At 34.7% G+C, this 20,167-nt stretch carries 19 protein-coding genes; all 19 read right to left on the reverse strand.

Annotated elements, in window-relative coordinates; genetic code table 11:
- Positions 1–83 precede the first annotated feature (83 nt).
- Complete coding sequence (gene flgG, locus FDO66_RS04220) at positions 84–845, reverse strand: flagellar basal body rod protein FlgG (RefSeq protein ID WP_141431173.1); 762 nt, start codon at positions 843–845, stop codon at positions 84–86.
- A 108-nt stretch (positions 846–953) separates the two neighbouring features.
- Complete coding sequence (gene flgD / locus FDO66_RS04225; protein ID WP_141431174.1) at positions 954–1,577, reverse strand: flagellar hook assembly protein FlgD; 624 nt, start codon at positions 1,575–1,577, stop codon at positions 954–956.
- 12 nt (positions 1,578–1,589) lie between these two features.
- Positions 1,590–3,908: a flagellar hook-length control protein FliK gene (locus FDO66_RS21200; protein ID WP_258535576.1), complete on the reverse strand. Its 2,319-nt coding sequence runs from the start codon at positions 3,906–3,908 to the stop codon at positions 1,590–1,592.
- A gap of 25 nt (positions 3,909–3,933) precedes the next feature.
- Positions 3,934–4,530 carry a MotE family protein gene (locus FDO66_RS04235; RefSeq protein ID WP_141431175.1) on the reverse strand — a complete coding sequence of 199 codons (597 nt, stop codon included), beginning with the start codon at positions 4,528–4,530 and terminating at the stop codon, positions 3,934–3,936.
- Between the two features lie 9 nt (positions 4,531–4,539).
- Complete coding sequence (gene fliJ, locus FDO66_RS04240) at positions 4,540–4,983, reverse strand: flagellar export protein FliJ (RefSeq protein WP_141431176.1); 444 nt, start codon at positions 4,981–4,983, stop codon at positions 4,540–4,542.
- Position 4,984: 1 nt separating this feature from the next.
- Entirely contained in the window at positions 4,985–6,304 is a 1,320-nt protein-coding gene (gene fliI, locus FDO66_RS04245; protein WP_141431177.1) for a flagellar protein export ATPase FliI, read from the reverse strand.
- Positions 6,305–7,063: a flagellar assembly protein FliH gene (gene fliH / locus FDO66_RS04250; protein WP_181444445.1), complete on the reverse strand. Its 759-nt coding sequence runs from the start codon at positions 7,061–7,063 to the stop codon at positions 6,305–6,307.
- Complete coding sequence (gene fliG, locus FDO66_RS04255) at positions 7,056–8,072, reverse strand: flagellar motor switch protein FliG (protein ID WP_141431179.1); 1,017 nt, start codon at positions 8,070–8,072, stop codon at positions 7,056–7,058. Before fliG ends, fliH begins: the two co-directional genes overlap by 8 nt.
- Positions 8,073–8,084: 12 nt before the next feature.
- On the reverse strand, positions 8,085–9,671 hold the full coding sequence (gene fliF, locus FDO66_RS04260; protein ID WP_141431180.1) for a flagellar basal-body MS-ring/collar protein FliF: 1,587 nt from the start codon (positions 9,669–9,671) through the stop codon (positions 8,085–8,087).
- Between the two features lie 150 nt (positions 9,672–9,821).
- Complete coding sequence (fliE, locus tag FDO66_RS04265) at positions 9,822–10,106, reverse strand: flagellar hook-basal body complex protein FliE (RefSeq protein WP_395939749.1); 285 nt, start codon at positions 10,104–10,106, stop codon at positions 9,822–9,824.
- A 39-nt stretch (positions 10,107–10,145) separates the two neighbouring features.
- Positions 10,146–10,577, reverse strand: a complete 432-nt coding sequence (gene flgC, locus FDO66_RS04270) for a flagellar basal body rod protein FlgC (protein WP_395939750.1) — start codon at positions 10,575–10,577, stop codon at positions 10,146–10,148.
- A 20-nt stretch (positions 10,578–10,597) separates the two neighbouring features.
- The gene (flgB, locus tag FDO66_RS04275; RefSeq protein WP_141431181.1) at positions 10,598–10,990 is read right to left on the reverse strand and encodes a flagellar basal body rod protein FlgB; all 393 of its coding nucleotides are present in this window, start codon (positions 10,988–10,990) and stop codon (positions 10,598–10,600) included.
- A 333-nt stretch (positions 10,991–11,323) separates the two neighbouring features.
- Positions 11,324–12,103: a GTP-sensing pleiotropic transcriptional regulator CodY gene (gene codY, locus FDO66_RS04280; protein ID WP_141431182.1), complete on the reverse strand. Its 780-nt coding sequence runs from the start codon at positions 12,101–12,103 to the stop codon at positions 11,324–11,326.
- A 108-nt stretch (positions 12,104–12,211) separates the two neighbouring features.
- Positions 12,212–13,615 carry an ATP-dependent protease ATPase subunit HslU gene (gene hslU / locus FDO66_RS04285; protein ID WP_141431183.1) on the reverse strand — a complete coding sequence of 468 codons (1,404 nt, stop codon included), beginning with the start codon at positions 13,613–13,615 and terminating at the stop codon, positions 12,212–12,214.
- Between the two features lie 16 nt (positions 13,616–13,631).
- The gene (gene hslV / locus FDO66_RS04290) at positions 13,632–14,183 is read right to left on the reverse strand and encodes an ATP-dependent protease subunit HslV (RefSeq protein WP_141431184.1); all 552 of its coding nucleotides are present in this window, start codon (positions 14,181–14,183) and stop codon (positions 13,632–13,634) included.
- A 20-nt stretch (positions 14,184–14,203) separates the two neighbouring features.
- Positions 14,204–15,106, reverse strand: a complete 903-nt coding sequence (gene xerC / locus FDO66_RS04295) for a tyrosine recombinase XerC (RefSeq protein ID WP_141431185.1) — start codon at positions 15,104–15,106, stop codon at positions 14,204–14,206.
- Positions 15,107–15,167: 61 nt separating this feature from the next.
- Positions 15,168–16,475, reverse strand: coding sequence for an FADH(2)-oxidizing methylenetetrahydrofolate--tRNA-(uracil(54)-C(5))-methyltransferase TrmFO (gene trmFO / locus FDO66_RS04300; protein WP_141431186.1), 1,308 nt, complete (start codon positions 16,473–16,475; stop codon positions 15,168–15,170).
- 86 nt (positions 16,476–16,561) lie between these two features.
- The gene (gene topA, locus FDO66_RS04305) at positions 16,562–18,637 is read right to left on the reverse strand and encodes a type I DNA topoisomerase (protein ID WP_141431187.1); all 2,076 of its coding nucleotides are present in this window, start codon (positions 18,635–18,637) and stop codon (positions 16,562–16,564) included.
- Positions 18,638–19,202: 565 nt separating this feature from the next.
- Positions 19,203–20,063, reverse strand: coding sequence for a DNA-processing protein DprA (gene dprA / locus FDO66_RS04310; RefSeq protein WP_141431188.1), 861 nt, complete (start codon positions 20,061–20,063; stop codon positions 19,203–19,205).
- Between the last annotated feature and the right edge of the window lie 104 nt (positions 20,064–20,167).

The raw sequence follows: 20,167 nt of genomic DNA on the forward strand, positions 1-20,167 counted from the left end.
TGAGAGCAATCAACCCTCCACAACAAACCAACTGTTACGATTTGTTATGGTTTTATACCAGCTGTTGATAGCTCCTTCAAGGATTATCGTTTTAAATTCATTAATTCCTGTAAGATTTCATCAGATGTAGTTATGATTTTTGTATTAGATTGGAAACCGCGCTGAGCCACAATCATTTCTGTAAATTCTTCTGAAAGATCTACATTGGACATTTCAAGGAATCCGCTGTTAATATCTCCTGATCCACCACTTCCGGGATTATTAAGGACGGCTGCACCAGAGTTACTAGAAACTTGATAGAGGTTTCCTCCTACTTTATCAAGTCCTTCTGGGTTTTCAAACATAGCCAATTGAATTTGACCTGCATTTTGTAAAGCACCATTTGCATCAATATAGGTAACTTGTCCATCTTGTCCAATACTAAAGCTTCTGGCATTTGCGGGTATAGTGCCTGCTCCTGCTAATTCTAATCCATCTGAGTTAACAATATTTCTTTGATTATCAAAATAAAAATTACCTGCTCTTGTATAAAAATTGGACGTACCATCAGTAACGATAAAATATCCATTTCCAGCAACAGCTAAATCTAAAGGTCTACCCGTTGCCTGGGTACTCCCCCCCGTATGAATTGTATCGATAGAAGCTAAACGTGCACCAAGACCGATTTGCTTTGCATTAACTCCAGCAGAAGCACCAGAAACAGTTTGACTAATTAAGTCGCTGAAAGTTGTTCTTCCTTTTTTGAAACCATAAGTATTAACGTTCGCAATATTATTTCCAATCACATCTAGCTTTGTTTGAAAATTCTTCATTCCACTAACACCTGAATACAATGAACGTAGCATCTGACTTTCTCCTTTCAATTAACACATTATCTTTTTTTATTTTAATGGTAACTCATTTTATTTTGTCATCGACTATAAAAGAATTTAAGACTTTATCAATCTCATAACCTATTCCAATCTTGTAATTCGAGAGGCATTAATTTTTGTTTCTAATTCATCATTTAATTGAAATTGGATTTCTCCGTTTTTACTAGAAACCGATTTGATGATAGCTGTTTTTTCTTCATTATTTTCTGTTAAATAGCTTACTGTTTTCCCAATTAATACACTTGCTTGAATAAGACTATTTTCCTTTGCCCTATTATCAATTTGTAAAATGTTCTCTTGCTGTAGTTGAGTGCCATCTTCTAAGAAATACTGTACCTCATTGTTACTCAACTGAACTGAGACAACCTTTCCATTTCCTGTTAACTTTGAGTCTGATTCAGTTTGTTTTTCCCATGTGACATTTTTACCGAGTAGTTCACTATAAGTAAAAAGGTTTGTTTGTTTTTCAGTTTGTACAAATTCGCTAAATGATTTTCCCATATTTGTAATTTGCTCTAGTGTTGAAAAAGAAGCCATTTGTGCAACGAAATCTTTATCTTCCATTGGATTCAACGGATCTTGATTTTGCAGCTGAGTCATCAATATTTTTAAAAAATCATCTTTTCCTAAAATATTTGTACCTGTTTTAGATTCTTTCTTTTGATAGTTAGACAATAATAACGACGGATCAATTGTATTTGCCATGAACACTCTCCTTTATATTTCTAAATTGATTAATTCATCTGCAAATAAATGACCTTGCTCCTTCTTTGAGGAACGATCTCTTTCGCCTTGGTGTTGCCTTCTTTCGTGATCATGTTTGTGCGGATTCTCTCGGTTAAAAAATCGATTCTGATCTAGGTTTTGCTGATTAATATCAATCTTCTCTACTTGGATATTTTGGCTAATAAATACTTGTTTGAGATTATTTATTTGTGACTCTAAGACATCTTTTGCACTAGCCGTAGAGGTAAGAATTTTAGCTATAAGATTTGAATCCTTTTGAATTAATTCAATTTTAACAGCCCCAAGATGTTCTGGATAAAGCTTAATAAAAAGTTTTTGAACTCCATCAGATTTTAAAAACTTACTTTTAGACAAAATGGATTCAAATTGCTGAATCAATTGTTTCACATTTACTGGTGTTGATGAATGCTTTACATCAGAAACAAACGGTTCAAACTTTGTCGAAGGATTCAATGTTAATAGATCGATAGATGGAAAATCCTTCGCTCTATTTGGATCTCTTCCTTCTTGTTGTGATGACAAAAAATTGCTCTCGATTTCGAATTCCTTGGTTTCTGTAAATGTTAAATGTCCAAGGCGAATGTTTTTTTGTATTTGTTCATTTTGTAAAGCAAACTTGAAATCGCCTTGTCTTTGAAGAATAGGATTATCTACTCCTTCACTTTGAGCATTTTCATCTTGGATATGACTCTCCACATGCAAGCTATCCCTGTTAACTAAATCATTTTTGTTCTTTAATTCCTGTGTATTCAAGGCTGTATTCAAAATTCCAATTGTCCCATTTGAAAGCTTCTGAATGAGTTCCATATTAACTTCTATAGGATCATTTGAATGGAGCTTTTGATTTTGTATCTGATTCGAATTTTGATGAAGCAGCTTGCTATTTGTCAAAATAGCTTGATATGGTTGAAACAGTTGGTTTGGGGCTTCTGCTATTAAAGTTTGTACTTCTCCAACAGAAAATGGCTTTAAACCTGTTAAATGGTTCACTCCTATAGGTATTGAACCTATCCAATTATTTTGATCATTTATTTGTTGGTAACCGAGCTCAAACTTGTCCTTCATTCCTTGATTTAGTTCTTTTGAAAGTTTTTGAAAAACATTTTGAAGATAATCTATTTTTTGTGAATCATTACTTTTCAAATTAAACTCTTTTCCGTCTAGGTTGATTAACGTCTTACCATTTTCTTTATGTTTTGTCGTTCCAACTACTTTCTCATCTTTCGTTGAACTTACCAATTGTATGATAGCAGTTTCTTTTCTCTCTTTAAATCCGTTTATATTTAATGGTGTGTGAGCTATCGTAGCAATCATCTTTGAATCAATTTGCATTAATTCAATATTAATTTCACCAAAACCATCAGGATAAACTTTTATGTTAATCTTGTCGCCCTCATTTTGATTTAGTAACTTCCAATGAGACAAGATAGATTCAAATTGTTGAATTAATTGATTAGCAGATCCTACTATTATAGATTCAGTTTCACTCATGGAAAACGGCTCAATTCTAGAAGAAGGATCCACTATATCCAAATTTGCTGATGTAAAATCAATCCATATATTTTGATTAATCCCTATTTGATGATCAGACTTTAACTGCCCCATAATTCCACCATTTATTTCGTATGTAACATAAGAGTTTACATTTTGAATGGTATCATTCGTTTCAAGTTGATTATAATCAGTAAAAAGCTCCGATATACTCGTTTGAATGGAACCCCTATTATTTTCTTGAATAGAATTCCGTAGATAAACATTAGCATCAGGATAATCATTTTGAAGTTGCATTTGATCCAGAAATGGAGCAATGTTAATGGATTCAATTTCATCTGTATCAGCTATTTTTAATAATGGATAAGAAAAAGAATCTTTTAATGACTCTAGATTTGTTTTCTCGTTTATTCCATTGATTTCTAAAATGGTTCGAGCTTTTTCTTCACTTAATCCCAAAAGAGCCTGAACATTCCATAACAACTCCTCAGGGATTGATTGATCTTTCACTTCTTTCTCATCGCTTAAAAGCTGAATTGCTGGATCTTTTCTTATCTGGTCAAGAGATTTGTTCAACAATGTATATTCATTAAATGTTGACTTAAGAAACGATCTTTTTTGATTACCAGCACCCAGGCTTTCACCTGCCATTTGTTGCCCATCTTGCACTAAATTATTTTGTAAGCTAGTTAAAATATTAGAAAATATATTTCCTTTTCGCTCAATTTCAGGGCTACTTTTATTGATCGTTTTATTCATTAAAGCAAATTCTTTTTTTTCTGCCCCGCCAATTTCCATTCATTCACCACCTTTCAAGCTAACTTTAATTGTTATTATTTTGGTTCAATTTTTCTGTATATGTGGCAGCAGCTTCAGGCTGCATTTTTTCTAATATTCTTGCCAGCACTTCAGGTCGAATGTTCGATAGGATCTGTAAAGCTTGTTGTTCATCCATTTTTTCAATAATTGGAGCAGCGGCCTTTGGTGAAATGGTTTCATATACTTTGATAATATCTTGAACAATCTTCTTTTCTTCTTTTGGATTAACTGAAAGTTCTTCTATCTGTTTTTGGAGTGTTTCTTTTTCCAGCTGAATTTTCTTATTGGCTTCTTCGTATTCATTTATTTTCGCCTCTTGCTGGGCAATTTGAATTTCTTTATCTTTTAATTGTCCTTTTAAGTCATAAATCGAAGATTGACCCTGTTCTGCTACCTTATTTACTGCATTGCTTGTAGAAGAAGAAAGGAATGGAATTTGACTTGTAAAGTTTTTCAGTGGTGAAGGCATCTCTTTACCAAAAGTCTTTAGAATAAATATGGCGGCAATGAACAAAATGACTAGACTTACGAACAAAGCTAGTAATAACCTCATTAAGCGAGGCTTTTTTTTTCTTTCTTGCGTTGAGATTGTATTTTCCAATTTGTTCACCTAATTTCTTCTATATGAAAAATACTGAATAGAAACATCATCCATTTGCTTGTTTTCAAGTACCTTTAATTCTTCCTCATATCTAAGTTGGTCTCTTTCTTTATATTTTTCATATTTTTTCACTTCAACATTTTTCTCTAATAATATCTCATAATAATAGTTCATTTGATTTCTTGTATTTGATACTACAGTTTGATAATGGTGAATAATTTTTTCTAGATTATTGATAAAAAGTTGGTTGCTCTTTATCTCCTGAATCTGTAAGCCTTTTTGCAAATCTAAAAACTGCTGCTCTTCAAATATTTCTTTTTTCTTAATTAACTCATAAAGTTTATGAGCTGCATCTTCAAATTTTTGAACAGCCTGTTGGTAAAAGGTTAACGCTTCATCCTTTTCCTTTTGCCTGATAGTAAGTACTTTTTCAAATTTATAATGGTAGTTCATATCATGAATCACCTGACTTTATTAAATTCATTAATTGATTAACACTTTCTTCAATTGACATATTTTCATCTGTATCTTGTTTTAAAAAAGAAAGAATTTTTGGATACAGTTGAATCGCTTTGTCTATTTCAAAGGAAGTCCCTTTTTTATATGCTCCAATTTGAATAAGATCCTCTGAATTTAAGTATGTACTTATAATCTCCCTCAGTTTCTCTGCAGATTTCATGTGCTCGACACTAACAATATGATTCATTATTCTACTAACACTCTTAAGAATGTTTACCGCAGGAAACTGCCCCTTATTTGCCAGGTCTCGATCAAGTACAAAATGTCCATCCAAAATTCCTCGGACCGTATCAGCAATTGGTTCATTCATATCATCTCCATCAACTAAAACGGTATAAAAGGAAGTAATGGATCCGTGTTGATTTGTCCCAGTTCGTTCAAGAAGCCTAGGAAGAACGGCAAAGACTGAAGGGGTATATCCTTTTGTTGTTGGTGGTTCACCAACTGCTAAACCAACTTCTCTTTGTGCCATGGCAAACCGAGTAACAGAGTCCATCATAAGCATGACATTTAAGCCTTTATCACGAAAATATTCTGCAATGGCAGTTGCTGTCATCGCGCCTTTTATACGCATCAAAGCCGGCTGATCAGAAGTTGCTACAACCACGATAGATCGCTTTAATCCATCTTGACCGAGATCTCGTTCAATAAACTCCCGGACCTCTCTTCCGCGTTCTCCGATTAATGCAATGACATTCAAATCCGCATTTGTATTACGAGCAATCATCCCAAGTAACGTACTCTTCCCAACACCGCTGCCTGCAAAAATCCCAACCCGCTGTCCTTTTCCAACCGTAAGTAAAGAGTCAATCAGCCGTACCCCAACTTCAACAGACTCTGTGATTGTTTTTCTTAGGAGCGGGTTTGGCGGATCCTGTTCAGTTGGAACGGAATGCAATCCTTTTGGTAATGGAGATTCATCTAACGGCATGCCTAATGAATCTACAACACTTCCTAAAAGCTCCATTCCTATTTTAATTTTCAGAGGCTTTGACGTCGTTTCAACCAAACAGCCAGGAGAGATTTCATTTATTGAAGTATATGGCATTAAAATAACACTTTCTTCCTTAAAGCCAACAACTTCAGCTTGAATCTTTTTTTTCTTTTCTTTATCTATATAAATATAGCAAACATCACCAATAGAACTTTCGGGGCCGAGGGATTCTATCATTAAGCCAATTACTTTTTTTACTTTTCCAAATCGCTTAAAGGTATCAATTGGATCAATATGATGAACTAATTCGGAAGTTTTCATTCATTCACTCTCCAAAAGCTCAAATAACCTTGTTTTTATTTGATTTAATTGTGTATCAATGCTAGCATCAATTCTTCCCAATTCAGTTTCAATAATACAGTTGTCTGGCTGCAGTTTATCATCGGGAATAATGTATAAGTCTGATTCCTTAGGAAAAACAGACATTAGATTTTCCGATTCCGAACGTAAAAAATGATAATGCTTCGGGTGGACGAATAGTTCAACCATAACGCAATCTCTTGCTTCATTTAGTGCCCTTTTTACAATTGGAAGGATGATTTCTTCTCGTTCACTTAGAGTTTCGCCGATAATTTTTTCTGCAGTTGCCATTCCTAGCTGTAGTATGATTTTTTCTGAAGTATGTATATGTTTTTGGCAATCATCTTTAGCGGTGGCTATGATATCCTTCGCAAGTGCTATTAACTTTTGGTATTCTTGATACCCTTTATCCATTCCTTCTTGTTGTCCTTGCCTAAAACCATCATCATAGGCTCTTTCTTCAAGAGCTATTTTATCCTGCACCCAGGCTTCTCTTTCATTCTGAAGCTGTTTATACATCTCATTTGCTTGAATTTGAGCATTGGAAATGATTTCTTGAGCCTCGAGCTTTGCTTTTTTGATGATAATATTGTCTTTCCATTCATTTACTGCTGATGCCTGCTCCAAGCTATCGAAGGCTGTAGAAAATTCTTTAATGGCCACTATCTTTTTACCTGCTTGTATAGGCAATGCTTCATTTATTTTAAAAAATTTAGACAATGATATCATCTCCTCCCCCTCGGGCTACAACAATTTCACCTGATTCTTCTAATCGACGAATAATCGCTACAATACGAGATTGTGACTCTTCTACATCACGTAACCTGACAGGTCCCATATATTCCATCTCTTCTTTAAATGAATCTACCATTCTAGTAGACATGTTTTTAAAGACAATTTCTTTCACTTCTTCACTAGAAACTTTAAGTGAAAGGATAAGATCCTCATTCTCACATTCTCTTACAACCCGTTGTATCGCTCGATTATCCAACGTCACAATATCCTCAAAAACAAACATCCTCTTTTTGATTTCTTCAGCAAGCTCAGGTGATTGGACTTCTAGGGCTTCCAGAATTGTTCTCTCAGTTGTTCTATCAACACCAGATAAAACTTCAACAACTGTTTCTATTCCACCCGTTTGAGTGTAGTCCTGTGTTACAGAAGCGGATAGTTTTCTTTCTAATATTTGTTCTACTTCATTAATGATTTCTGGAGTAGTACTATCCATAGCGGCAATTCTTTTTGCAATTTCTGCTTGCATTCCTTGAGGCAATTCAGATAATATTTGTCCAGCTTGAGAGGGATCCAAGTATGACAATATTAATGAAATGGTTTGAGGATGCTCATTTTGAATAAAGTTCAATATTTGTCCAGGCTCTGCTCTCCGTGCAAAATCAAAAGGGCGAACCTGTAATGATGAAGTTAGTCGATTAATAATAACATCTGCTTGCTCAGTTCCAAGCGCTTTTTCAAGAACTGTCTTGGCATACCCAATCCCACCTTGGGTAATATAGTCTTGAGCTAATACAATCTGATGAAATTCATCAAGAACTTCTTCTTTCGCCGATGCTCCCACTTTTTTCATGCCAGATATTTCTAATGTTATCTTTTCAATTTCTTCTTCATTCAAGTGTTTTACAACAGAAGCAGACAAATCTTGGCCTAATGATATTAAAAGTATGGCTGCCTTTTGTTTACCAGTTAATGTGTTTTGATCTTTCCGTGCCATTGTCTACTCTCCCTATTCATCTGCTATCCAAGTTCTAAGAAGTCTTGCAAACTCTTCTGGATCTTCTTTTGCCATTTTTTCAATTTGCTTTCTTTGTAAAGTGCTTTCCGTTTCTAGCTCTATTTTTTCATCCGGAATTTTGAATGTTTCTATTTCTTGATATGGATCTTCACCTTTCAATTTCTTTCTTGAACGGAGAAATAGGAAAATAAAAAGGGCAATAATAGCTAGTAATATCACTCCAATAACATATATCCACCAAGGTATCAGCGCTTTTGGTTCTTCATTCATTTTTATCTTCCCATTAAACGGCTGAACAGACACGACTACTTTATTTTGTAAATCTTCGTCTGTAATTTGCTGATTTGTTTCGTTTTTATCTATTGTTGTTCTGATAATCGTAGCTAATATTTGATTTATATCGTTTACTCGATCTTGAGGAAGAGAGCTAGGATTATCAGGCTCAGGGGGCTCTACCATGACCTGAATGCCCAAATCTCTTATTTTATATGGGCTTTCCTCAATTTCCTTTCTAACTCGATTGACTTCATAATTGATCTTATCATCTAATTTTTCATAATCACCATTTGAATTATTCCCTTGAACATATGATGAACCTAGAGAGTCAGCCGGATCTTCTCCTTGTGGGACTCCTCCTGTCTGTTCTCCATTTCCTGTGTATGCTTCTGTGATTTTTTGGGCGCTTATGGCGATCCCTTGCATATTCTCTTCATCTACAGGAGTAACAAGGTTTTCTTCCCTATTTTCCTTTGTGAAATCAATATCTGCAGAAACCGAAACAATTACTTTATCTTGTCCCATCAAAGTTCCTAGCATATTTTGAACCTGTCTCTGAATATCTCGTTCTACTTGTTTCTTCATATTGGTTTGAGCAGCAAAAAGATTGCTCGAAGAATTTTCACTATTTTCTAAATCAAAGTACTCAAAATATTGATTCATTATGACGATATTATCTGTAGGAAGGTTTGGAATACTTTTTGAAATTAAATGGTATAGTGCTTTAATTTGAGAATTTTCGAACTGATATCCAGATTTCGTATTTAAGACGATTGAAGCAGATGCCTTTTCTTCAACATCCGAGACAAATATCCCTTTCTCTGGAATATTTATCATTACCTGTGCATCATTAACACCTTCAATACCTTTAATTAAATCTGCAAGCTCTGTTTGCATAGCATCTAATTTTAAAACATTAAATTCATTATCCGTCATTCCAAGGCCAGCATTCTTACCAAAAAATGAATAGTCAATATTACCTGATTTAGGAATGCCTTGAGCTGCTAGTTCTACCTTTAATGAATCCATCATTTGCTCGGGAACTTTTATCGTAGTACCACCATCTGTAATTTCTGATTGAATACCTCTTCCATCCAAATTTTCTTTTATAGAACCTGTCTCTGATGGAGACAAATTGCTATAAAGTGGAACAAGAGTTGTTTTTGTTGTTAGAAAAACGATCAGAGATGTGATGGTGATAAGAAAAACGATACTGGCAACTAAAATTATTTTTTGGCCTTTTTTTCGATTTTGCCAATAAGTTTTTAACTTCCTAGTCATTTTTAAAAGCGTTTCATTCATTTTTTTCCTCCGGTTATTAAGTTAAGTCTAACAGCAGCTAATAACCGCTTTACTATAGATTTATTAAGGGCTAGAAAAATCTTCCAAGTTAAGAAAGTGTAAATTTTTGAACATCGACGAGTGTTAGCAAGGGCGCTTGCGCTTTTCTTATTAAACTTGCATTCTCATCATCTCTTGATAAGCTTCAATCACTTTGTTGCGAACCTCTAAGGATGCTTGAAGTGTGATGCTTGCTTTTTGAGAAGCTATCATGACATCATGTAAATCTACATTTTCACCAAGAGCTAATTTTTCTGTCATCTTATCTGACTGTAGTTGAGTGTTATTCACGTTTTGAATTGCTTTGTTTAAGACGGACGCAAAACTTTTTTGTGCTTCGAATGGTGTATTAGGATGAGTCTGCTTACTTGTCTTTTCTAAAATAGAACCTGCCATTAATGGCATGGTAACATGATTCACTAACAATCAACCTTTCTATTTACCAATATCTAATGCTTTCATCATCATACCTTTTGTAGCATTAAAAACTGTAACATTTGCTTCATACGATCTTGTTGCACTAATTAAATCTGTCATTTCTCTAAGTGGATCAACATTAGGAAGTTCAACATATCCTTCATTATTTGCATCAGGATGAGCAGGGTCGTAAACAAGCTTAAAAGGAGTATCATCTTCGATTATTTTTGTGATTTTTACTCCATTTTCAAGTTTATCCTTATTCATTTCATTATTTAATATCGCAGAAAATGAATTTTCTGTTGGTGACATTACAACCATTTTTCTGCGATACGGCTGCCACTCACCGTTTACTTGTTTGGCTCTTGTTGAGTCTACATTTGCCATATTCGATGAAATAACATCCATTCTAAGCCTTTGAGCAGTAAGTGCTGAGGAAGTATTATTCATGGCAGAAAATATACTCACATCTATTTACCCCCTCTTATTACATTTTGCAATGTTGAAAATTTCCCATTCATTCTTTCAACTAACGCATTGTAATATATTTGATTACTTGCTAGATCTGACATTTCTTGATCAAGATCAACACTATTCCCATTATGATTATATGTAGTATTTCTCCTTACGACCGAACCCATTTGATTTTGGTTATTTTCAAAGGATATATGTCTTTGGTCTGAACGATTTGCTACTAAATTTTGACTAGTTTCTTTCTGCAAAATTTCCTTAAAACTGACATTTTTCGCTTTATAGTTAGGCGTGTCAATGTTTGCAATATTTTGCGAGATTACTTTTTGTTTTAAAGAAGAATAGCCAAGAGCACTTTCAATTAACGACATTGTATTAGAAAACAATTTTATTTTTCCACCTCGTACAAAATGATATTAAGAATGAAAATATTTTGTAAAATAATGTTGATTTTAGACGAAAAAGGAGAGATCTTAATCTTTATTGTAATAAATATGCAATATTATGTCTATGTACGAATAATTAATTTTACAAAATCATTTCATCTTTGTTTTAAATTATTACATTGACGTAACAAAAATAATGATGATTTACCAAATAGTTCAATATTCACAGAACAAAAAGACTAAGATAAAAAGACATTTAAGCTTGTTGACTATCTTAATTTATATTTCTAAAATTAAAAAAAACCTTGCAAATAAATATTTGCTAAGGTTTTTTTCTGTTTAATTTGATTTTAGTTTTTCTAATTCTAGTAAAAATTTGTCATTCAATACTTTTATATACGTTCCTTTCATTCCAAGCGAACGCGATTCAATGACACCTGCACTTTCTAGTTTACGGAGAGCATTAACGATCACTGAGCGAGTAATCCCTACACGATCAGCAATTTTGGATGCCACTAGAAGCCCTTCATTTCCATTTAGTTCCTCAAAAATATGTTCAATTGCTTCTAATTCACTGTATGACAACGAGCTAATCGCCATTTGAACAACTGCTTTACTACGTGCTTCTTCTTCAATTTCTTCTGCTTTTTCACGTAATATCTCCATACCTACAACTGTTGCACCATACTCTGCTAATATTAAATCTTCATCACGAAATTGTTCTGTTAGTCTTGCTAGCAATAGAGTTCCAAGTCTTTCTCCGCCGCCAATGATTGGGACAACTGTTGTTAATCCCGTTTTAAACAAATCTTTGTTCTCTACTGGAAATGCTGTATATTCACTTTCAATATCAAGATTTGATGAAGTTTCCTGTACATTAAACAAACTCTTTGTATAAAGTTCAGGAAATTGACGATCTTCTAACATTTTTTTCATTCTTTCATTTTCTATCAATTGATTTGCAGCAAACCCCAAAAGCTTTCCTCGTCTGCTTAGAACGAATACATTTGCTTCGATTACTTCACTTAATGTTTCAGCCATTTCTTTAAAATTAACTGGCTTTCCAGCAGCTCTTTGGAGCATTGCATTTATTTTTCTTGTTTTTGTTAATAAATTCATTCGTTCTTCCTCCAATTTCCTCTAACCAAAAATAATGACAGTTTTAAATAATACGATTATGAGTTAATCATTTACAGTTTTGTTGTAAATAATTGTTTTTGATGATATTTATAAAATAAATTGACTTATATCTTTATTTCTTGAAATCGCTCCTAATTTTTCCTCTACATATTGTGGAGTGATTGCAATTTTTTCTAAAGTTATGTTAGGAGCTTCAAAAGATAAATCCTCAAGAAGTTTTTCCAAAATGGTATGCAATCTTCTAGCACCGATATTATCGGTATTTTGATTGACCTCAAATGCAACTTCAGCTATTCTACGAATAGCATCGTCAGAAAATTCAATTTTAATACCTTCAGTTTCCAGTAATGCTATATATTGCTTAATCAATGCATTATCAGGCTCTATTAATATTTTAAAGAAATCTTCTACAGTAAGCTTTGTGAGCTCAACCCGAATAGGGAAACGACCCTGAAGCTCTGGTATTAAATCAGAAGGCTTTGCAATATGAAAAGCTCCAGCGGCAATGAATAATATGTGATCTGTTTTAACTGAACCATATTTCGTTACAACATTCGACCCTTCCACAACAGGAAGGATATCCCTTTGAACGCCTTCCCTAGACACATCAGCTGTAGAGCCACCACTATTTTTACTAGCGATTTTATCAATTTCATCAATAAAAATAATCCCCATTTGTTCGGCACGATTAACTGCTTCCTGTGTCACTTCATCCATATCGATGAGTTTTTGAGCTTCTTCATTTGTTAAAACCTTTCTTGCTTCACGGACAGTTAGCTTTCTTTTCTTTCTGCGTTTAGGCATAAAGCTGCTTAATGCATCTTGCATATTCATACCCATTTGTTCCATTCCAGAGCCTTGTAGCATATCAAACATCGATGGCTGTTGATCTTCTACCTCTATCGTAACGATTTCATTCTCTAATTCACCTAGTGCTAACTTTTCTTTAACCAATTTTCTTTTATCTTGCTTACTTTCATCGTCTAAAGTTGATTCTTGCTCCGTTTGAGAAGTATTGCCACCAAACAGCATTTCTAATGGGTTTTTATAATTCGTTGTTTTTTTATTTGATGGAACTAGTATATCAACGAGTCGACGGTTGGCATTTTTCTCTGCTCTTTCTTTAACCTTTTGCATCTTTTCTTCTTTGACGATTCGCACTGAAGATTCAACTAGATCTCTTACCATTGATTCTACATCTCGTCCAACATAACCGACCTCTGTAAATTTAGTTGCTTCAACTTTTATAAAAGGAGCATTTACAATTTTCGCCATTCTCCTTGCGATTTCAGTCTTTCCGACACCTGTTGGGCCGATCATTAAAATATTTTTTGGGCTTATTTCATCTCTTAGTCTTTCATCTAATAAGCTTCTTCTATATCGATTTCTAAGAGCAACAGCCACTGCTTTTTTGGCATCCTTTTGACCAATAATATATTGATCAAGACGGTCGACAATTTGACGTGGTGTAAGATTTGTAGTGATTTCCATCTATACATACTCCTCTCTATATCTCTTCAACAATGATGTTCTGATTTGTATATACACAAATTTCAGCAGCTATTTCTAGTGAAGCCTTCGCTATTTCCTTAGCTGTCAGGTGTTCACCTGCATACCTCTTCAAAGATCTTCCAGCTGAAAGAGCATAATTTCCCCCTGAGCCAATTGCTAATATGCCGTCATCAGGCTCAATGACTTCACCTGTTCCAGATATAAGTAAAAGATCCGTATTATTCATCACAATAAGCATGGCCTCTAATTTACGCAGTATATTGTCACTTCTCCATTGTTTTGCCAATTCTACTGCTGCTCTTTGAAGATTCCCGTTAAATTCCTCAAGCTTTCCTTCAAACATTTCAAATAGAGTAAATGCATCAGCAACCGACCCTGCAAACCCAGCTAATACCTTTCCATTAAAAAGCTTTCTCACTTTTCGAGCAGTATGTTTCATTACTACCGCATTGCCAAAGGTTACTTGCCCGTCGCCTGCCATAGCTGAGTTTCCTTTATGCTGGACAGCAAAAATGGTAGTCGCGTGAAATTGAGGTAATTCCGACATGATCTGGTCTCCCTTTTGGACTATGCCCTTGGATGATGGGACATATATGTTTTTCTTAAATATTCATTTGTTACATGAGTATATATTTGAGTTGACGATAAAAAAGCATGACCTAACAATTCCTGCACAGTTCTCATATCTGCACCATTTGCTAACAGATGAGTCGCAAATGAATGACGAATCATATGAGGATGAATTTTTCCATTTAATGAGGATTGATCAATCATTTTATTTAAGATTTTTCGTATACCTCGTGCAGTTAGCGCGCCTCCGCGATAATTTACAAACAAGTAATCATGTGAACTATGTTTCTCTATCAATTCTTTACGACCTTTTTGTATGTAAAGTTCTATCGAATTATGAGCAAAGCTCCCAAAAGGGATATAGCGTTCTTTTTTTCCTTTTCCTCTTACTAGTACTGTTGATAAAAATAAATCTAAATCATTTAAGCGAATTTGACTGCATTCACCAACTCGCATTCCGGTAGCGTAAAGTAATTCCAGAAGTGCTTTATTCCTTTGACCAATTGGTGTATTAGTTTCACAAGCATTAAATAATTGCTGCATCTCTTCCTCATAAAAAAACTCAGGTAAACGCTTTTCAATTTTTGGAATAGAGACAAGAGAAAATGGATTCTCAAGTACTAGCTTTTCTCTGAGAAGAAATTTATAATAGCTACGTAAGCTTGAAATTTTTCTTGCAATGGACTTTCTTGCAAGCTTCTTCTCAAAAAGCTTAGTTAAATAGATCCGAACATCCAAGTATTTTGCCTCGGTTTCATCTTCTATGGCTTGCTCGTTTAAAAATAGTAGAAATTCTTTTATATCTTGATGATAGTGTTCAATGGTATAGGGTGAATAATTTCTTTCTATTTGCAAATATTCGATAAATGATTTTAAAGAAACATTGCCTAATTGATCCACTTCGCTCACCTCACAAAGGCTACTAAATACTAACATACTTTAATGAACGTTGCAATAAAATTTACATATTTTTCACAAATTTCTGAATTGTTTCTAATGCTCTATTAGCATACTTCTCATAACGATCTTTTTTCACTTTGATTCTTTCAGGTAATTCAGGTAACAAACCAAAATTAGCGTTCATCGGTTGAAAGCTTTTTGAATTTGCTGTTGTTATATATTGTGCCATACTGCCAATAGCTGTTTCAGCAGGAAATACAAGTGGAGCCTCTCCATTCACAAAACGAGCTGCATTTAATCCAGCTATCAAGCCGCTTGCTGCTGATTCAACGTACCCTTCTACTCCTGTCATTTGTCCAGCAAAAAATAAATCTTCACGATTACAAAATTGATAGGTTGGCTTTAATACCTTAGGAGAATTGATAAATGTATTTCTATGCATGACTCCATATCTAACAATTTCAGCATTCTCTAAGCCTGGAATCAAGCTCAATACTTCCTTCTGCGGCCCCCATTTTAAGTGAGTTTGAAAGCCGACAATATTATATAGGGTTCCTGCCGCATCATCCTGACGAAGCTGAACTACCGCATAAGGCCTTTTTCCAGTCCGAGGGTCTTCTAAACCAACCGGCTTCATTGGTCCAAAAAGCATCGTTTTTTTCCCTCTCTTAGCCATTACTTCAATTGGCATGCAACCTTCAAAAAATATTTCCTTTTCAAATTCCTTAAGAGGTACTACTTCTGCTGAAATCAGAGCGTTATAAAAACGTTCAAATTCTTCTTCTGTCATTGGGCAGTTTAAATAAGCAGCTTCCCCTTTATCATATCGAGATTTTAAATAAACCTTATCCATATCAATACTTTCTTTTTCAATGATTGGGGCTGCGGCATCGTAAAAATATAAATATTCTTCCCCTGTTAATTCTTTAAGTTTATCAGCCAAATTCCTACTAGTAAGCGGACCAGTAGCAATCACCGTTGGACCTTCAGGGATTTCATTTACTTCTTCATTTATAACTGTTACATTCGGATGATTTTTTACTAATTCTGTAACTCTCCCGGCAAATTCATGCCGATCCACAGCTAATGCACCTCCTGCTGGTACGGCACATTCATCAGCTGAACGAATGATAACAGAATCTAGAATTCTCATTTCTTCCTTTAATACACCCACGGCATTTGTTAATGAATTGCCTCTTAATGAATTGCTGCATACAAGTTCTGCAAACTGACCTGTATGATGAGCTGGCGTTTGCTTCACAGGCCTCATCTCGTATAATCGAACCTTTATGCCTCTTTTTGCAACCTGCCATGCTGCTTCACTACCCGCAAGACCTGCACCAATGATATTGACAACTATTTCACTCATTTTGTTCACTCCGTATTATATAAAATTAGCGATACCTTTAGGAATAAATTGTTTAACAATAGGAAAGAGTGAGCAAATGCCCACTCTTAGCTTTGAGGCTCCTCTTTATAATCGCATTCAACGCATTGAACTTGGACACCTTTTTTTAGCTTCTTCTCCACTAAAAGATTATCACATTTAGGACAACTTCGCGGCAATGGTTTATCCCAAGAAATAAAGTCACATTCTGGAAAACGATTACAGCCATAAAAAATTCTTTTTTTCTTACTTTTTCTTTCTATTATATTACCTTCCTTACATTTAGGACATTTAACTCCAATATCTTTTACGATAGGTTTTGTATTTCGACAATCAGGAAAATTGCTGCAAGCCATAAATTTCCCGTATCTTCCCATCTTGAAAACCATCTCATTACCACAAATTTCACAATCCTCGCCAGCTGGTTCATCTTTTATTTCTACTGTTTGCATTTCTTTTTCAGCTTTTTCTAAATGCTGTTCAAAGCTTTTATAAAATTGATCGATAATTTGAACCCATTCCACTTTTCCGTCTTCAATATTATCTAACTCTTGTTCCATATTTGCTGTAAACTCGACATTTAATATTTCAGGGAAAAACTCTAATATTAATTCTAATACGATCATACCTAGCTCCGTAGGCACGAAGCGTTTATTATCTAACGCAACGTACCCTCTTTTTTGTATCGTATCTAATGTTGGAGCGAAGGTAGATGGCCTGCCGATTCCAAGCTCTTCAAGCGTTTTAACTAATCTTGCTTCTGTATAGCGAGGTGGTGGTTGTGTAAAATGCTGCTTCGGATCAATATCTTTTTTGAATACCTCATCACCTTCCTGTAAATCAGGAAGTAGTCGATCCTTCTCAATTGCTTGGTCGTCAGTGCTTTCTACATATACTTTCATAAAACCAGGAAATTTTACTTTCGAACCAGTAGCTCTAAATGTAACATCCCCATTTTTTAGATCCACACTCATTGTATCCATAATTGCTGGCGCCATTTGGCTTGCTACGAAACGTTCCCAAATAAGCTTATATAAGCGCAACTGATCCCTTCCTAGAAATTCCTTCAACGAACTCGGTTCACGCAATGTGCTTGTCGGTCTTACCGCTTCATGGGCATCTTGAGCGTTCGTGTTCTTCTTTTCTTTCCTATTTTCTTCTTTTATATACTTTTCCCCATAATGCTGCTTAATGTAATCAGCTGCTTCTTTTTGAGCTACTTCAGATATACGTGTGGAATCAGTTCTCATATAGGTAATCAAACCGACGGTACCTTCTTTTCCTAAATCGATACCCTCATATAGCTGCTGAGCAAGCATCATCGTTTTTTTTGCACGGAAGTTTAATTTACGTGCTGCCTCCTGCTGCAATGATGAAGTTGTAAAAGGAAGAGCTGGATTTCGTCTTCTTTCTTTTTTTGATACAGAATGGACGATAAACTTATTTCCTTTCAGCTGACTCAATACATCTTGAACTTGTTTTTCAGATGTTAATTCTAACTTTTTAGATCCAATTCCATAAAAAGCAGCTTCGAATTCTTTGCTTTCCTTCAAAAAACTTCCGTCAATGGACCAATACTCTTCAGGCACAAACTCTTTTATTTCTTTTTCTCTATCAATGATGAGCCTAACCGCCACGGATTGAACTCTACCAGCACTCAAGCCTTTTTTAACTTTTTTCCAAAGCAAAGGGCTAATATTGTATCCTACAAGCCTATCTAAAATTCGCCGAGCTTGTTGTGCATCAACTAAATCCATATTGATTGGCCGCGGATGTTTAAATGATTCTTTAATAGCATCCTTTGTAATTTCATTAAAAACCACTCGGCAATCAGAATGAATGTCCATATTTAAGCTTTGTGCTAAGTGCCAAGCGATAGCCTCTCCTTCGCGATCAGGGTCAGCCGCAAGATAGATTTTCTTTGCTTTTTTTGCAGCTGTTTTTAAATCCTTTAAAATTGGACCTTTCCCACGAATGGTTATGTACTTTGGCTGGAATTTTTCTTCTATATCAACACCCATTTGACTTTTAGGTAAATCCCTTACATGTCCCATAGATGCTTTCACTTTATATTTTTTTCCTAGGTAACGTTCAATCGTTTTAGCCTTTGCAGGTGATTCAACGATCACAAGAAATTCTGACATTAACAAGCCTCCCTAAGAGGAATTATGAAATATTCATTATTATTGTACAATTTACTCATCCTTGTCAAACATTATAATAATCAGAAACCGTTTTCACTAAAACTGGAGCATGGTTTTTATATAGAAAATATGCTATTTTTCAATAAAAAAATGCAGAATTTTTTTATCCAATAGCCTTTTTCAAGAATATTTTTGATAAAAGCGATTTTTAAGACTTTCGCTCCACAATGTATAACATATTGAAAAAAGATTCAACCTTTTTTTAAAACATTATAAAGAAAAGTGCAAGCGACTTGATCAGTCCTGAAGAAAAATGTTCTCATGACTTAAAAAGTGTTTTTTATTTTTGGCTGTTTTCTCAAAGTTTGTTGCTTTTGACATAAAAAACATTGAGAAAAACGTTTTAGAGCAGCCTGCATACACGTAGACTCCTGTGGGAATGCGAGAAAGGCGAGACCCCGCAGGAGTGTATGCGACGAGGAGGCTTGACGCTCGCCCACGGAAAGCGAAGTGTATGCAGGCTGCGCGTTTAAAAGCAACAATCTATACGAAAACAGCTTTATTTTTAAAAAAACTCTTCAAGTATGTCATTTGGATGGATAACGAGCTTTGCTCCTTGCTGTATTAATTCGTTCGTTCCTATAGACAATGGACTTAAAATATTTCCAGGCAGAGCAAATACATCTCGACCTTCATTCACAGCAAAGTTTGCTGTTATTAATGAACCACTTTTTCTTTTCGCTTCCACAATTAATGTTCCTTGACTCATTCCACTAATGATTCTATTTCTCATTGGAAATTGCCATTTTTCAGGGTTAGAATGAGGAGGATATTCTGACATGACAAGATGACGCTGCATCATTTCAGATGCTAATTTTTTATTTTCCTTAGGATATATATGATAGAATCCCCCTGCTATTACACCAATTGTTTGGCCATGATAATAAATAGCCTTCTGATGAGCAATTGTATCAACCCCTGAAGCAAGTCCGCTTACAATGATAATATCCTTTTTTATAAGTTCTGGAAAAAGAATATCTATAGATTTGTGGCTGTATTGGGAAGCTTGTCTTGAACCTACAACCGCAAGCTTCGGATTCTTAGTTAATAAGGATAGATCTCCTTTTACATAGAGTACCCAAGGTGGCTGATAGATTTGCTTTAATAATTCAGGATATTCTTCATCAAAGATGGTAATAGCTTTAATTCCTTGGTTAGAGTACTGACGTATTTGTTCTTGAATATAGGTGGAATGGAAGTCTTTTAATGCTTGTGAAGAAAGAATGGATTGTGTGGAATTCTCTCTTTGAGGATAACAAGTGAGGGTATCAAGCTTTGGATCTCTTTTTAACAATTCATAAATTTTTTTCCAGCCAACATCTCGACTGTGATGCAGCTGAATTAATTTTCTTTTAAAATCATCCATTCATCATGCTCCCTTTTTTATCGAACTATATTAAAACATTTGTTTGTAAATACATAAATTTTTACAACAAAATACACTGCTATGCGAAAACAACGATTTACAAG

The sequence above is a fragment of the Bacillus sp. 03113 genome, from assembly GCF_006546985.1.
Classification (GTDB): Bacteria; Bacillota; Bacilli; order Bacillales; family Cytobacillaceae; genus VATK01.

Excerpts from the sequence above, each read along its gene's own strand:
- flgG (WP_141431173.1), bottom strand. The coding sequence starts at position 845 with ATGCTACGTTCATTGTATTCAGGTGTTAGTGGAATGAAGAATTTTCAA.
- flgD (WP_141431174.1), bottom strand. The coding sequence starts at position 1,577 with ATGGCAAATACAATTGATCCGTCGTTATTATTGTCTAACTATCAAAAG.
- FDO66_RS21200 (WP_258535576.1), bottom strand. The coding sequence starts at position 3,908 with ATGGAAATTGGCGGGGCAGAAAAAAAAGAATTTGCTTTAATGAATAAA.
- fliJ (WP_141431176.1), bottom strand. The coding sequence starts at position 4,983 with ATGAACTACCATTATAAATTTGAAAAAGTACTTACTATCAGGCAAAAG.
- fliI (WP_141431177.1), bottom strand. The coding sequence starts at position 6,304 with ATGAAAACTTCCGAATTAGTTCATCATATTGATCCAATTGATACCTTT.
- fliG (WP_141431179.1), bottom strand. The coding sequence starts at position 8,072 with ATGGCACGGAAAGATCAAAACACATTAACTGGTAAACAAAAGGCAGCC.
- fliF (WP_141431180.1), bottom strand. The coding sequence starts at position 9,671 with ATGAATGAAACGCTTTTAAAAATGACTAGGAAGTTAAAAACTTATTGG.
- fliE (WP_395939749.1), bottom strand. The coding sequence starts at position 10,106 with ATGGCAGGTTCTATTTTAGAAAAGACAAGTAAGCAGACTCATCCTAAT.
- flgC (WP_395939750.1), bottom strand. The coding sequence starts at position 10,577 with ATGAATAATACTTCCTCAGCACTTACTGCTCAAAGGCTTAGAATGGAT.
- codY (WP_141431182.1), bottom strand. The coding sequence starts at position 12,103 with ATGAATTTATTAACAAAAACAAGAAAAATAAATGCAATGCTCCAAAGA.
- hslU (WP_141431183.1), bottom strand. The coding sequence starts at position 13,615 with ATGGAAATCACTACAAATCTTACACCACGTCAAATTGTCGACCGTCTT.
- hslV (WP_141431184.1), bottom strand. The coding sequence starts at position 14,183 with ATGTCGGAATTACCTCAATTTCACGCGACTACCATTTTTGCTGTCCAG.
- trmFO (WP_141431186.1), bottom strand. The coding sequence starts at position 16,475 with ATGAGTGAAATAGTTGTCAATATCATTGGTGCAGGTCTTGCGGGTAGT.
- topA (WP_141431187.1), bottom strand. The coding sequence starts at position 18,637 with ATGTCAGAATTTCTTGTGATCGTTGAATCACCTGCAAAGGCTAAAACG.
- dprA (WP_141431188.1), bottom strand. The coding sequence starts at position 20,063 with ATGGATGATTTTAAAAGAAAATTAATTCAGCTGCATCACAGTCGAGAT.